Source organism: Alcanivorax sp., from assembly GCF_002733835.1.
Classification (GTDB): Bacteria; Pseudomonadota; Gammaproteobacteria; order Pseudomonadales; family Alcanivoracaceae; genus Alcanivorax.
Map to the genome: position 1 here is coordinate 1 of NZ_NVWY01000057.1, position 13,861 is coordinate 13,861.

Here is a 13,861-nt window from a genome sequence, read left to right on the forward strand (position 1 = left end):
TCGTTCGTATCGCCTTCGCGCTCATGAAAAATGGCACCGACTATCAGCCGGCCCCTGCCTCATGAAGACTGGGGTGGACAACATAGAATCTCCTACAAAGTGCGTTTTACCTCTCTTCCAGCTGAAACACTTCCTCTCTTAGATCGGCTTCCCCAACGACCCCCGGCGCCACGCGCCAGCGCCCTTCCCTGTCCTGGAAAATCAGGGCCGGTGTACCTTGCAGGCCCAGTCCGATCATCAGCCCGGTGTTGCTCTGGATCTGGCTGCGGATGGCGTCGGGGACTCGCTCCAGCGGGCGGATACCGCCGTCGTCAAAGTGGCCTTCGTGCTCGGCCAGTGCGGCGGCCGGGTCCGGGGCAGCGAGCACGGCACCGCCTTGAGTGAAGCTGCGTTTGGGATTGATCAGCCCGACGATGATATGGCGTACCTGTAGCACGTTGTCCTCGTCTTCGATCATGGGCTGCATGTTTTCCCACAACCGGGCGCAGTAGGGGCAGGCCATATCCGTGAACACATAAGCCACTCGTTGCGGCTGCTGTGGGCCTTCCGCTACCCAGGTGCTGGCTTCCAGCTTGGCCAGCAGGCTGTCCATGGAGGGGCCGTCGTCGGCCTGGCCGATCAGGGGCATCAGCAGGGTGAGCAGCAAGGCAGCAGGTTTGATCATGGAGTGTCTCCCGGAAGGTGTTGGCTAAGAAAGTGATGCAGGCTGGCGTCGGAGAGGGGGCCAAAATGGCGCCCGACTTCCTGGCCCTGCTGATCGAACAAAAGGGTTAGCGGCAGGCCACGGTTGCCCGCATAGCGACCCAGATCCGTATGTGGATCCAGTAACAGGTGCTCAAAGTGGAGCTGCCCTTCGGTGAGGTACTGGCGGACCTGATGGGGGTTCTCCCCCTGATTGGCAAGAATAAAGCGCACCCCGGGGTAGCGCTGCTGCCCGGCCTCAAGCACAGGCATTTCCCGCCGGCACGGTGGGCACCAGGTGGCCCACAGGTTTACCAGCGTTACCCCGCTGGATGCCGCTTTCAGCGTGGTGGCGTCCCCTTGCAGATTGTACAGGGTGACCTCCGGTAACGGGCTGGGCGTTGGCGACAGGGCTTCCAGTGCGGCAAACGTCAGCGTCATGCAGAGCAGCGCGGCGGCACTGGCAGACACCAGCGCAGCGCGGACGCGGGGTTGCCGGTACAGGCTGACGGCCAGCACCGCCAGCGCCACCAACGCACCGGGCCACCACCAGCCCCCGTCACGGATGTCGAGCATGGCCAGCCAGGAGTCGTACTGGTTCTGGTAGCGCCACACAAACGCCAGTCGCGCCCCCAGCACGGCGGTAATGGCAATCAGCCAGAGCGTTGCTTCGATGCGTTGCCCACGGCGTTGCCACCACAGGCTGGTGAGGCTGGCGGCGAAAAAGCCGATGAGCACGACAAAAGTGCCTGCCGGCAGGGCCAGTGGGCCAATGATGACAGCGTCCACGGTATCTCCATGTCAGGGGGCGGCCAGTGTGCCCGGGCCTTATTAACCGTGGGTTAACCCGTGGTGAGTACACTGGATTGCAACTTGCGCAGCCTAACCGGGTCAGAGCTTCATGCATATTTTACTGGTCGAAGATGATGCGCTGCTGGGTGATGGTATCCAGCAGGGGCTGCAGGCAATGGGGTTTTCGGTGGCCTGGGTCAGCCGTGCCCGGGAAGCGCTGGCCGCCTGGCAAAGTGTTGATTTTGACGTGCTGGTGCTGGATCTGGGGTTGCCAGACCAGGATGGCCGCGATGCGCTGTCGCGCTGGCGCAAGGCCGGCCTGACAATACCGGTATTGATTCTGACCGCCCGTGACGGGGTGGAGGATCGTATCGATGGTTTGCAGCGGGGCGCGGATGATTACCTGATTAAACCGTTCGATTTGGGGGAGCTGGCGGCGCGGCTGCAGGCCCTGTTGCGGCGGGGTCGCGGGCAGTCGAGCCCATTGATCGAGCATGGCCGTTTGCAGGTGGACCCTTCACGGCAGCAGGCGTGGCTGGAGGGCCAGGCGGTGGAATTGCAGCGCCGGGAAATGGCCTTGTTGCTGGCGTTGCTGCAAAGCCGGGGGCGGTTATTGAGTGCCGATCAGTTGTCAGACCGGGTATACGGCTGGGTGGATGGCGTGGAAAGCAACGCCCTGGCCGTGCACATCCATAACCTGCGCCGCAAGCTGGGCAGTGGCATCGTGGAAACCGTCCGCGGTGGAGGTTATCGCCTGGGAGCGCCGTTGTGAAAGCGCGTTCATTGCGAAGCCGCGTGCTGTGGCTGGTGTCATTGAGCCTGCTTAGCGTGTGGCTGTTGCTGGCATTGTGGTTACACAGCACGGTGAAGCACCACGTGGGGGTGGCGCTGGATCAACGGCTGGCCGCTTCCGCACGGATGGTCGCGTCCATGGCCAATGCCAGCGCGCCGGTGTTGTCGGGAAATCCGGATTTGCAGGTGGCGGTGAGCCGCGGCCTGAGCTGTCAGGTCATGAATCTGCGCGGTGAAATTCTGGCCCGTTCCGGTGGTGCGCCCGCTGACCATCTGGCCGGGGAGCAGGACGGTTTCAGCCTGCGCCAGCTGGAAGGCGAACGTTGGCGGGTGTACACAGTGAGTGAAGGCGATATTCGCGTGGCGACCGCCGAGCCCATGTCGGTGCGTGAGTCGTTGCTGGCGGTGTTGGCGCTGGCGTTACTCGTCGGCTTGCTGCTGGCCTTGCTGGGCTCCTGGCTGGCGGTTCGCTGGGCCGTGAGGCGTGGTCTGGCACCGTTGGAGGTGTTGCGTCAGGAGTTTGAGGAGCGCCCGGTTCAGGATGATACGGAGCGGCACCGGGGCGAAAGCCTGGCAGAATTGCAGCCGTTGATGGCGGCACTGGATCGCTGGGCCGGGCAGGCCCGGCAGGCGCTGCGTCGCGAACGCCGGCTGACCGATGATCTGGCCCATGAATTGCGCACGCCTTTGGCGGCCCTGAAAACCCAGTTGCAGGTGGCACAGTTGAAACTGGAGCCGGGGTCTCCGGCGCTGCCGGCCTTGGCGGCCGCAGAAAGCGCCAGTACGCGCATGGCCTCTAACCTGCAGCAGTTGCTGGCCCTGGCGCGGCTGGATGGCGTGCCGCAGAGCCCGGCGCAAACCGTTGAAGACGTTATCGAAGACAGTTTGTCGCAACTGGCTGGGCAGCAAGCGTCTGCCAACGTGCGCTGGGTATCCCGCCGCTACGCTCAGCGGCCAGTGCCCGCTGCGGCTCTTGCCAGCCTGGCGCTAAGAAACCTGTTGGAGAACGCGCTGCGTTTCAGCCCGGCGGAAGGCAGTGTGGAGATCGTTGTCGATGCAGATTGCCAGGCAATACGGATCCAGGTGATTGATCAGGGGCCGGGCATGTCGGACAGCGCGGACAGGCTGTGTCAGCGCGGGCATCGGGGAGACCGGGGGCAGACCGGCCTGGGGCTGGCGATTGTCTCGACAATCATGGCGCGCAGCGGGGGGGAGCTGACCCTGGAAAACCCGCCCGCCGGTGGCCTGGTGGCCACCTTGAGCTGGCCGGTTACGGATACCGTTTGAACATGGCCTCGACGGCTTTTTCGATGTGCGCACTGCGGCGTTCGCTGCTCATGTCATCGTGCAGCTCGTCGCGGCTGGTAGCCTGCCAGACCACATCCTTGCTCTGCTGATCGATCAGTTGCACCACCAGTTTGTATTCCTCGGTGATTTCACCCTCGGTGGGAGTGCTGGCGCCCAGGCCAATGTTGTTGCGGGTAAAGCCGAAGCCAAACTGGAGGGTGGAGCCATCGAAGCGCTGTTCGCGTTTGAAGAAGTGTTTCACCTGCACATCGGCCTGGTCGGGGGGGGCGATGGTCAGGCCTTTGGCGGCCAGTGCCTGTTTCAGGGCAGCCTGGGCGCGCTGGTCATCCAGTTCACGGGGTTTGTCCTGGTCCTGGGGCACAAAGGCGTAGGTGCGGTATTGCCCAAGATCGGCGCCGGACTGGCTGTCGATCACCACCGGGCTGACGCAGGCGCTGAGCAGCAGTGCCGTGGCGAGCACCAGTAAGGCCGGAATCGGTAATCGTTGCATGGCAATCTCCTGACGTTGAGCTCGAATCCTTATTCTACGCCCTGTGTGTCATGTCCGGGTGAGGATGGCTGACACGGCTTTAAACGGTCACCCCTGGACAAGATAAGGCAGCCGCATCGCGAATCCGTTCCCCGAGATAGCGCGCGGCCTGGCCCGCATACTGGCCATCGGCATAAATCAGGTACAGGTCCACCATACGCTCCACGCCTTCATCCAGGGCCAGTATCTTCAGCGCCCCCGTCTCCAGGCCATCACCGATTTCCGCTTCCGGCACCCAGGCAAAGCCCAGCCCACGGCGGATCGCCGCGATGCGGGTGGTGGCATGGGAGACGGTCCAGCGTTGTTCTGCGCCCAGCCAGCCGGAATCAATACGGCGGCTGCCGGAATCGCGAATCACAATCTGGCGGTGCTGGCGGAGATCTTCATGGGTCAGGTGATCGGCCTGGGCCAGGGGGTGGTCGGCGGCGGCCACCGCCAGAAAGCGTACCCGCATCAAGGGGTCGCCGAAAAACCCCGGTGGCACACGTCCGCCCACCACCACATCCGCTTCCTTGCGCAGCAGGGCTTCATCGGAGCCTGACAGGATGGTTTCGCTGTACTCCACCCGGGTCAGCGGGCTGTGCTGGGCGAAGGCATCCAGCGCGGAGAGCATGCAGTGCTGCGGGAACAGGCCGTCGGCGGCCACCCGCACCAGCGGTTCCCAGCCCTGGCTGAGCTGGATGGCGGCGCTTTCGATGCGGTTGGCCTCTTCCACCAGTACCTTGGCCTGCCGGTACAGCATTTGCCCGGTTTCGGTGAGTTTGGCGCGGCGACCCTCCAGGGTGAAGGCGCGCACGCCCAGCTCGGTTTCGATTTTCTGCACGGCGTAACTGATCGCCGACTGGCTCTTGTCCAGGGCCTCTGCGGCGCTGGCGTAACCGCCCTCATCCACCACCGCGAGCAGGGCCTGCCATTGGTCCAGGGTAATCTTGGCTGACATATCGAAATTCCTGAGCTAAATGTGCAGTTTTATCCCGTTTTATATCTTATTTACTGAAACCACAATAGGCCCATCGAAACAATCATGCCGACCACCGGGCCGGCCGCACGAATAAAGGGAGTTAGGGTTATGAATATTCTGGTAATCAAAAGCAGTGTGTTTGGCGATAACGGCAATTCGTCTGCGCTGGTCAATGCGCAGCTGGACGCACTGAAAGCACAGCATCCGCAGGCCACCGTGGTCGTTCGTGACCTGTCCACGGATCCGGTCCCGCATCTGGACGGCGATCGCGTCAGCGCCTTTTTTACGCCACCCGAGCAGCGCAACGATGAGCAGCAAGCGGTGGACGCATTTTCCCTGGCGTTGATTGAAGAGGTGAAAGCCGCCGATCACATTGTATTGGGCCTGCCCATGTACAACTTCGGCATTCCCAGCCAGCTGAAAAGCTGGATCGATCATGTGGCGCGGGCGGGCATTACCTTCCGCTATACCGAAAACGGGCCGCTGGGTCTGCTGGACGATAAACCTGTGACGGTGCTGGCGGCCCGGGGCGGCCTGTATGCCGGCACCGAGAACGATACGGTAACGCCCTATATCAAGTTGTTCTTCGGGTTTATCGGTATCACCGATGTGACCTTCGTTTATGCCGAAGGGCTGAACATGGGTGACGATGTGAAAGAAAAGGCCATGAGCGAAGCACAGGCGACGCTGGCGGGTTAACACTTTGGGGGCAATAAGCGGGTAGCGCGCGTTGCGAGTTTCGAAAATCAGGACAAGGTTTTGTCTTTCGTTTCTCGTCACTCGCTCCTCGATAGTGAACGTAAGGAGGCAATGATGGGACTGCTGGTCGACGGTAAATGGCAGGACAAGTGGTACGACACCAAGAGCACCGGTGGGCGTTTCAAGCGCTCGGAAAGCCAGTTCCGTAACTGGGTCACTGCCGATGGCAGTGCCGGGCCCAGTGGTGACGGTGGCTTCCCGGCGGAAAGCGGGCGTTACCACCTGTATGTGTCCCTGGCTTGTCCGTGGGCCCATCGCACCCTGGTCATGCGTGCGCTGAAAGGTTTGCAGGATCATATTGGCGTGTCTGTGGTGCACCCGCACATGCTGGGGAATGGCTGGGAGCTGCGTGACGATTTTGACGGTGCCACCGGTGACCCGCTTCATGGTTTCAGCAAGCTCTATGAGTTGTACCTGAAAGCGGATGACAACTACACCGGCCGGGTGACGGTGCCGGTGCTGTGGGATACGCAGCGCGGCACTATTGTCAGTAATGAATCGGCTGACATTATCCGCATGCTCAACAGCAGCTTCGATGGGCTGGGTGCCACCCCGGGCGATTATTATCCCCGGGCGCTGCGAGCAGAAATCGACAGCATTAACGAAGGCGTTTATCACGATGTGAACAATGGCGTTTACAAGGCGGGTTTCGCTACCAGCCAGGAGGCCTATGACGACGCTGTGGTGACCTTGTTCCAGCGCCTGGATGCGTTGGAGGACTTGCTCGGCAAACAACGCTACCTGGTGGGTAACACCTTAACCGAAGCGGACATCCGCTTGTGGACCACACTGGTTCGCTTTGACCCGGTGTATGTCACGCACTTCAAGTGCGACCGTCAGCGGATCAGCGATTACCCGAATTTGCAGGGCTTGCTGAAAGAGATCTATCAGCTGCCCGGCGTGGCGGACACGGTGAACATGACGCACATTCGCCACCATTATTTTTGCAGCCACCCGACGGTGAATCCCCAAGGAATTATTTCCATCGGGCCGCAACTGGACTGGACCACGCCCCACGGCCGCGACAGCCTGGGCGAGCGAGAAATTATCAGCGCCTGACACAGGCGAGACGCTGGCGATGTTTTGTCGGGCGTCCGGCATCTGGCGTCAGGCTTAACACAGGAGGTTCCCATGGAACGCACAATTCTCAATACGATTCGGGCAATGGATACATCCGATGGTGCTGGCGTTCGTCTGAAGCGGGCGCTGGGTTCTAACCCGGCCGTGCGACTGGACCCGTTCCTGATGCTGGATGCGTTTTCCTCCGACAATCCTGATGACTATATCGCCGGTTTTCCGCCCCACCCGCATCGGGGTTTTGAAACGGTGACGTACCTGGTGGAAGGGCATATGCGCCACCGGGATCATCTGGGTAATGAAGGGGATCTCAAGCAGGGAGGCGTGCAATGGATGACCGCCGGCCGTGGCATTATTCATGAAGAAATGCCGCAGCAGAAAGACGGTTTGCTGCGCGGTTTTCAGTTGTGGATCAACCTGCCGGCGGCGGAAAAAATGCAGCCTGCCGGGTATCGGGATATTCCCGACCACGAGATGCCGCGACTGGATCTGGCCAGCGGCGGCCAGGTCAAGGCCATTGCCGGAGAGGTAACCCTTGCAGGTCAGACGCTCAGCGCCCCGGTGAAAGGCGGCAAGGCGGACCCGTTGTATCTGGACGTGGTGTTGCGCCCGGAGGAAACGCTTACGGTTCCGCTGGCGCAGGGCTATAACGCTTTCCTGTATTTGTTCGAGGGCCGCGTCAGGGTGGCAGGGGAAACGGTGGAGACCGATCACCTGGCCACCTTCACCGATGGTGACAGTGTCACCCTGGTGGCGGGAAAAAACGGTGCGCGGTTGCTGTTGCTGGCGGGAAAACCGTTGGGCGAACCAATTGCGCAGTACGGCCCCTTCGTGATGAATACGCAGGAAGAAATCAATCAGGCCCTGCGCGATTATCGCGATGGTACGCTGACGGCGGAACCTTCATTGCTATAAACGTTGCCGCTACCCCTGGCCGCCCTGCCAATGTGGTGGCAGGCCGGGGGACCAGCTGGAGCCTGCCATTCGAAAGATGCGGGTCAGTGCGGCTTGCGCCTGCTCCAGCCGGTTGGCCGGCACCAACAAATCCACACTGCTGAGGGTGCCGGCGTTGTAGCCGGTATCCTTGGCGGTTTTTCCGGGCATAAACGTCAGGCTCTGAATCGCCGCCGGGCAGGTGTGCAACAACAGATGCCCTCGCCCGTCTTCCAGTGTCACCCCTTCAATCTGCTCCACATCCTGGCGATGAAACCGGAATGCCATGCCAAAGCGGCTCTGGCTGCTGCCCCGAAACAGGGTGATGTGTTGTTGATGATCAAGACTCAAATGCTGAATCTGTTGTGCGTCGCTACGCTTGTCGCTCAGCCCAAGGATTAGCAGCCCGTTGAGAATGGCCAGCTGCTGGTAGAGGGCCGGGCCGGGAATGAAGGGCGCGTTGGACTGGGTGATATCAATGGGCATTGCGAGCAGCTATCCGTGAATCGTTCAGTAATAGTAAGGACGGGATGACAGAAGTGCGTCACCCATATGGGGGATAAATGACCCGGCGATGATGGTGGCGTCTTGTCAGTGGCGCGTGTGTGGAGGAAGCTGGGATGCGCATTCGCCACAGTGTGGCTTTGCGCTGACCGATTCAGGGAAACAGGGAGTAATAGCATGAAGGTTCTGGCGATAGCAGGCAGTCTCAGGGAGCAATCCTACAATCGGGGTCTGGTGCGGGCGGCCCAGGCACTGGCCCCATCGGGCATGACGGTCAGCATCGGCGATATAGCCGATGTGCCCATGTATAACGGTGATGACGATGGTGACAACCGGCCGGCAGCGGTGGTCGCGCTGGCGGAGCAGGTAGCCCAGGCGGATGCGCTGCTGTTCGCGACACCTGAATACAATTATTCCATCCCCGGTGTGTTGAAAAACGCCATTGACTGGCTCTCGCGTGTACCCGGCGGCATTTTTTCCGGCAAACCGGTGGCGATCATGGGCGCTTCCATGGGAGGCATGGGGACCAGCCGCAGCCAGTATCATTTGCGCCAGGTGTTGGTGTTTCTGGATATGCACCCACTGAACAAACCGGAGGTGTTTGTGTCTGCCGCCCATGAAAAATGTGATGGCAAGGGCGATCTGGTGGATGAAAAAACTCGCGAGATGGTAGCCAAACAACTGGTTGCCCTACAGGAGTGGCATCAGCGGTTGTCGTGACGTCCCTCTGTGGGGTTGCTGATTAACGGTGACGAAATATCAGAAAATGCCAGATATCAGAAACTGAAAATGGTGGGCTACGGCCAAGCCATAGCCCACCTTTGATGCGATGGTCAGATCTTTGGACCGCGGCCTTTCACCGCATTGGCCACCAGGCTGACGACCAGCAAGATAAGGAAAATGAAGAAAATAATTTTGGCAATGGACGCCGCGCCGGAGGCGATACCGCCAAAACCGAGCACGCCGGCAATAATTGCCACGATAAGAAATGTCAGAGCCCATCCAAGCATAATAGTTACCTCATCCATGGTTGGTGTGTGGTCACACTTTCCATTTCACCGTAACGCGTTGACCCTGGCTCTGGCCCGGAACAGCTCGCCTATTTGATCATCTTTCACATTTTTATTGTTACAGCTGGGATTGCCTGTCGAGCCATTTATCCATGGGCGCGGGAGAGAAATCCCGGAAATGATCCAGCAGCGCGGCCGGGTCATCGTGCACTTGCAGGAGGTGGTGGTGATCCTTGCTCAAAAAGCCTTCTTGCACACTGTGTAGCAGGAAGGTCTGGAGGGAATCGTAGTAGTGGTTCACGTTGAGCAAGGCGCAGGGTTTTTGGTGAAAGCCCAGTTGTGCCCAGGTAAGAATTTCAAAAATTTCTTCCAGCGTGCCCATGCCACCGGGCAAGGCAATAAACCCATCTGACTGATCCGCCATGGCGGCTTTGCGTTCGTGCATGGAGTCGACTATCTGCAACTCGCTCAGGTGATCGTTACCGATTTCCCGACGCATCAGTGCATGGGGGATGATGCCGATGACCTCGCCCCCCTGGCGCATCACCGCGTTGGCAATGGCACCCATCACGCCGACGCTGGCGCCGCCGTAGACCAACCCGATATTGCGGCGTACCAGTTCGCCGGCCAGCGCTTCAGCCGCCTGAATGTAGACCGGATTGTTGCCGGGGCTGGAACCGCAATAGACGCAAATTCTTTTCATAGATATCGCCGTTTGTTTGTTGTCACTTGTGGCGGTTGCCGTGGGCGCCACTTGAGACGCAAACCATTCAGTGTCGAGTTACGAGAAGCGAGTGACGAAAAGCAAAGCCGGAAAAGCGTGTTTGAATTTTTCGCTACTCGCTACTCGCTACTCGTCGCCAGGTTTTTACCCCGCCACCGCGGTGGGCTTGTTTACCAGCCGGTCCGCCGGGAAATGGCAGGTAAAGGTGCTGCCCTTGCTGAGCTCACTGGTGATGCCCAGGCGGCCGTTGTGGCGGATCATCACGTGTTTGACGATGGCCAGCCCCAGGCCGGTGCCGCCGGTCTGGGTGACGCGACTGTTGTCCGGGCGATAGAAGCGTTCCGTCAGCCGGGGAATATGGGCCGGGTCGATACCGATGCCGTTGTCGGTGACAGACAGATGCGCACCTTGGGCATCCTGCCACCAGCGGATGCGGATGGTGCCTTCGGCCGGGGTGTATTTCACTGCGTTGGTAATCAGGTTGCCGAAGGCGCTTTCCAGCTCGGCGGGGTTGGCGATCAGCCGGGCGTCAGCGGGGACATCCAGCTCGATGTGATGATGCTTGTCGCTGCTGATGGCCAGGGCATTGTCTTTCATGCGGTTGAGCATGCCATGCACCGGTACCGCCTGGCGCACGCTATCGGCTTCAGTGCCTTCCAGCCGGGCCAGCAATAACAGGTCGGCCACCAGGGCCTCCATGCGGTTGGACTGGTTGTCCATTTGTACCAGTGCCCGGCGCAGGCGGGCCTGTTCATCAGGAATGGTGTCGAGCAGGGTTTCCAGGTAGCCCTTGAGCACGGTGAGCGGTGTTTTCAGTTCGTGGCTTACGTTGGCCACGAAGTCTTTGCGCATCTGTTCCAGGTGGTGCAGGCGGGTCACGTCCCGGGCCATCAGTAATTGTTCGCCGACACCGAATTCGGTGACGCGGAACTGGAGGATGCGGTTGTCGTCCACCGGCGAGGGAATTTCCAGCGCCTCGTCGAAGTCACCTTTGTTCAGGTAATCGGTAAACCGGGGGTGGCGGACCAGGTTCGTCAGCGGCTGGCCCAGATCCTGGCTGGCATTGAAACCCATGGCGCGCTCGGCGGAATGGTTCCAGTACTCCAGGTAACCGTGTTGGTCGATCAGAATGACCACATCGTCCAGGGCATTCACCGATTGCTGGGCGCGATGAATAATGCTCTGCAAATTTTCCTGGGCGCGGCGCTCTTTCTGGAAAAGGTGCTCAAGGCGGGTGTAGAACTCGCCCCACAGGCCGATGCTGTCCGGTGGTTCGGTGTGGTCGTCGCGCACCAGCCAGCTGTACAGGGCGAACAGTTGGCGGGTACTCCAGAAAATGTACCCCACCAGGCCCACCAGCAGCGGCCAGATGTGGCCCACCGCCAAGGCGGCGAGGGCGGCCAGAAGAATCAGGCCGGCAATGCGATTTACTTCCTTGGCCAGGCTGGCTTTCATGCGTCAGTCACCGCGATTCGTTACCGGGTTCGCAGGTCGCCGGGCTTACACCCGACGATGGGGCTTCAGTATAGGCAGCCGAGTGCCCGCTGTCTCAGCCCGCCTTGGCGGATTTTACCGAAAACCGGTAACCGGTGCCGCGTACCGTCTGGATAAAGCGGTCGTAATCGAACGGCGCCAGGGCCTTGCGCAAGCGTCGGATATGCACGTCGATAGTACGGTCTTCCACGTACACGTTGGCACCCCATACCTGGTCCAGCAGCTGAGTGCGGGAATAGGCGCGCTCCTGGTGGCTCATGAAGAACTCCAGCAGACGGTACTCGGTGGGGCCCATGTCCACCGGGTAGTCGTTGGCGCTGATGCGGTGGCTGACCGGGTCCAGACACAGCCCTTCCACTTCAATGGCTTTTTCTGCTGCCACACTGGAGGCGCGGCGTAACACCGCCTTGATGCGGGAGATCAGCTCGCGGGTGGAGAAGGGTTTGGTGATGTAGTCATCGGCCCCCACGTCCAGCCCCTGGATCTTGTTATCTTCCTCGCTTTTCGCGGTCAGCATGATGATCGGCACCTCATTGGTGGTGTCATCGCGCTTCAGGCGGCGGGCCAGCTCGATGCCGGTGACGGATGGCAGCATCCAGTCCAGCAGGACCAGGTCCGGGCGTTCATCGACAATGATTTCGTGGCCGCGCTGGGCATTTTCCGCCTCGAGCACATCGAAATCGGCCAGTTCAAGGGCGACGGCAACCATCTCACGGATGGCGGGCTCATCATCAACAATCAAAATGCGGTTTCGGGACATGGCTTACCTTCCTTGCCTGTCATGGGCGCGCATGCGCTGCCCGGGATGTTGCCCTATTAGATTGCCTTTTTATGACATCCGTATGACAGATAGAGACGCAACAAGCAACAAGCAACAAGCAACATGCGACAACGCGGATCCGGGCTTGTACGAAAGGGCAGAAATGTGGAGGGCCGCGAGCCATGGAAGGCGATTTCTACGGTGTCCGGCATGGCTCGGCCGAAGGCCGCAGATGAAACGTCTCGGCGCGAAGTGATGCGGTTTCCCGTTCCCTGCAGGGGTAATTCGGGTTGTTGCGTGTCGCGTGCAGCGTGTTGCGTCTCCTAAAAATACTGAAAATACAGGCCGATAAACACGCAGGCCCCGGCCCAGTGGTTGTTCAGGAAGGCGTGGAAACTGGGCCAGCGTTCGCGGTAGCGGATCAGGCTGTGCTGGAAGGCAAAGCTCAGGGCCATGCCGACCAGCCCGGCGTACCAGGGCCAGCTAAAGCCCAGCCGGTGGCCGACCATGATCAGGGCCAGCAGGGTGAGGGCCTGCAGCAGGCCGATCATCAAACGGTCCGCATCGCCGAACAGGATGGCGGTGCTCTTGATGCCCAGCTTCAGGTCGTCTTCGCGGTCGCACATGGCGTATTCGGTGTCGTAGGCCACGGTCCACAGCACATTGGCCACGTACAGCAGCCAGGCGATTTCCGGCACCTCGCCGGTTTCGGCGGCAAACGCCATGGGGATCGCCCAACTGAAGGCGGCGCCCAGGAACAGCTGGGGCATAAAGGTAAAGCGCTTGGTGAAGGGGTACAGCACCGCCAGCCCCAGCCCGCCGAAGGACAGCCAGAACGTCAGTTCATTGAGGAACAGCACCAGCACAAAGGCCAGCAGGCCCAAAGCGCAGAACAGCGCCAGGGCTTTCTTGGCACTGATGGCTCCGGTGGCCAGCGGACGGCCTTTGGTGCGCTCCACATCGCCGTCGAAATCCCGGTCGGCAAAGTCGTTAATCACGCAGCCGGCGGCGCGCATGATCACCACGCCCAGAAAGAACACCACAATCACGGTCAGGCTGGGGGTGCCCGCCCCGGCAATCCACACTGCCCACAGGGTCGGCCACAGCAGCAACAGGGTGCCAATGGGGCGATCCAGGCGCATCAGTTGAATATAGGGCCAGAAGGCGGGGTAACGCTGTTCAACGAAGGCAAACATGGGACATCCGGTTGTCAGGGGCGAAGAAGAGTTTCAAGCGACAAGCTGCAAGTTTCAAGATGTGAATCGGGCGGCCCAGGCGGAGCCGCCTGCCCGAAATCAAACCGCCTGTAGGAGTACCTCTCGAGGTGCGAACCGAGCGAAGCGAGGAAAAAGCGTGGTCTCCATGCCAATCCATTCTATAGGGATTGATGAATCATTCGCCCGCTATCCGTATTGATACGCGGGTTCGTCCCTCGAGAGGAACTTGTATGTTTGAATGCTCTTCCTGCAACCATGCAGGACTTGCCGGGGTGGAGGGACCAAAGGAGCATCTGACCCAAGGGTACAGACGGTAGGAG

The 13,861-nt window shown here is 60.3% G+C and carries 16 protein-coding genes; 6 read left to right on the top strand and 10 right to left on the bottom strand.

The genetic code is table 11. The annotated features are described in order from the left end of the window. Positions 1-106 precede the first annotated feature (106 nt). Both dsbG and COA55_RS16555 read right to left on the bottom strand, forming a co-directional pair. Positions 107-664: a thiol:disulfide interchange protein DsbG gene (gene dsbG / locus COA55_RS16550; protein ID WP_063519774.1), complete on the bottom strand. Its 558-nt coding sequence runs from the start codon at positions 662-664 to the stop codon at positions 107-109. Continuing rightward, positions 661-1,470 (bottom strand): TlpA disulfide reductase family protein, encoded by an 810-nt coding sequence (locus COA55_RS16555; protein ID WP_290503030.1) that lies wholly within the window; start codon positions 1,468-1,470, stop codon positions 661-663. Before COA55_RS16555 ends, dsbG begins: the two co-directional genes overlap by 4 nt. Positions 1,471-1,582: 112 nt before the next feature. On the opposite strand from COA55_RS16555, the gene COA55_RS16560 reads away from it, so the two are divergent. Both COA55_RS16560 and COA55_RS16565 read left to right on the top strand, forming a co-directional pair. Further along, positions 1,583-2,245: a response regulator gene (locus COA55_RS16560; RefSeq protein WP_290503031.1), complete on the top strand. Its 663-nt coding sequence runs from the start codon at positions 1,583-1,585 to the stop codon at positions 2,243-2,245. Further along, entirely contained in the window at positions 2,242-3,552 is a 1,311-nt protein-coding gene (locus COA55_RS16565; RefSeq protein WP_290503032.1) for an ATP-binding protein, read from the top strand. Before COA55_RS16560 ends, COA55_RS16565 begins: the two co-directional genes overlap by 4 nt. Here the strand turns inward: COA55_RS16565 and COA55_RS16570 are convergent. Together COA55_RS16570 and COA55_RS16575 are read right to left on the bottom strand one after the other, a co-directional pair. Beyond that, positions 3,536-4,063, bottom strand: a complete 528-nt coding sequence (locus COA55_RS16570) for a DUF4136 domain-containing protein (RefSeq protein ID WP_290503033.1) — start codon at positions 4,061-4,063, stop codon at positions 3,536-3,538. The genes COA55_RS16565 and COA55_RS16570 overlap by 17 nt on opposite strands. Positions 4,064-4,142: 79 nt before the next feature. Next, positions 4,143-5,042 (bottom strand): LysR family transcriptional regulator, encoded by a 900-nt coding sequence (locus tag COA55_RS16575; RefSeq protein ID WP_290503034.1) that lies wholly within the window; start codon positions 5,040-5,042, stop codon positions 4,143-4,145. Between the two features lie 129 nt (positions 5,043-5,171). Between COA55_RS16575 and COA55_RS16580 the strand changes: the two genes are divergently transcribed. From COA55_RS16580 to COA55_RS16590, 3 genes are all read left to right on the top strand, one after another. Beyond that, entirely contained in the window at positions 5,172-5,762 is a 591-nt protein-coding gene (locus COA55_RS16580; protein WP_290503035.1) for an FMN-dependent NADH-azoreductase, read from the top strand. Between the two features lie 114 nt (positions 5,763-5,876). Next, positions 5,877-6,881 carry a glutathione S-transferase family protein gene (locus COA55_RS16585; protein WP_290503036.1) on the top strand — a complete coding sequence of 335 codons (1,005 nt, stop codon included), beginning with the start codon at positions 5,877-5,879 and terminating at the stop codon, positions 6,879-6,881. Positions 6,882-6,953: 72 nt separating this feature from the next. Beyond that, positions 6,954-7,814, top strand: coding sequence for a pirin family protein (locus COA55_RS16590; protein WP_290503037.1), 861 nt, complete (start codon positions 6,954-6,956; stop codon positions 7,812-7,814). Positions 7,815-7,823: 9 nt separating this feature from the next. On the opposite strand, the gene COA55_RS16595 is transcribed toward COA55_RS16590, so the two are convergent. Continuing rightward, a complete protein-coding gene (locus COA55_RS16595) occupies positions 7,824-8,318 on the bottom strand; it encodes a hypothetical protein (RefSeq protein WP_290503038.1) in 495 nt (164 codons plus the stop codon). 195 nt (positions 8,319-8,513) lie between these two features. On the opposite strand from COA55_RS16595, the gene COA55_RS16600 reads away from it, so the two are divergent. Further along, complete coding sequence (locus COA55_RS16600) at positions 8,514-9,056, top strand: NADPH-dependent FMN reductase (protein WP_290503039.1); 543 nt, start codon at positions 8,514-8,516, stop codon at positions 9,054-9,056. A 113-nt stretch (positions 9,057-9,169) separates the two neighbouring features. Here the strand turns inward: COA55_RS16600 and COA55_RS16605 are convergent, their stop codons facing one another. The 5 genes from COA55_RS16605 to ubiA all read right to left on the bottom strand — a co-directional run bounded on the left by COA55_RS16605 (position 9,170) and on the right by ubiA (position 13,520). Next, positions 9,170-9,346, bottom strand: coding sequence for a DUF1328 domain-containing protein (locus COA55_RS16605; protein WP_290503042.1), 177 nt, complete (start codon positions 9,344-9,346; stop codon positions 9,170-9,172). A 118-nt stretch (positions 9,347-9,464) separates the two neighbouring features. Further along, the gene (locus COA55_RS16610) at positions 9,465-10,049 is read right to left on the bottom strand and encodes a TIGR00730 family Rossman fold protein (RefSeq protein WP_290503040.1); all 585 of its coding nucleotides are present in this window, start codon (positions 10,047-10,049) and stop codon (positions 9,465-9,467) included. A 165-nt stretch (positions 10,050-10,214) separates the two neighbouring features. After that, positions 10,215-11,525, bottom strand: coding sequence for a phosphate regulon sensor histidine kinase PhoR (gene phoR / locus COA55_RS16615; RefSeq protein ID WP_290503041.1), 1,311 nt, complete (start codon positions 11,523-11,525; stop codon positions 10,215-10,217). 94 nt (positions 11,526-11,619) lie between these two features. Next, positions 11,620-12,324: a phosphate regulon transcriptional regulator PhoB gene (gene phoB, locus COA55_RS16620; RefSeq protein WP_063520599.1), complete on the bottom strand. Its 705-nt coding sequence runs from the start codon at positions 12,322-12,324 to the stop codon at positions 11,620-11,622. 323 nt (positions 12,325-12,647) lie between these two features. After that, positions 12,648-13,520 (bottom strand): 4-hydroxybenzoate octaprenyltransferase, encoded by an 873-nt coding sequence (ubiA, locus tag COA55_RS16625; protein ID WP_063538117.1) that lies wholly within the window; start codon positions 13,518-13,520, stop codon positions 12,648-12,650. Between the last annotated feature and the right edge of the window lie 341 nt (positions 13,521-13,861).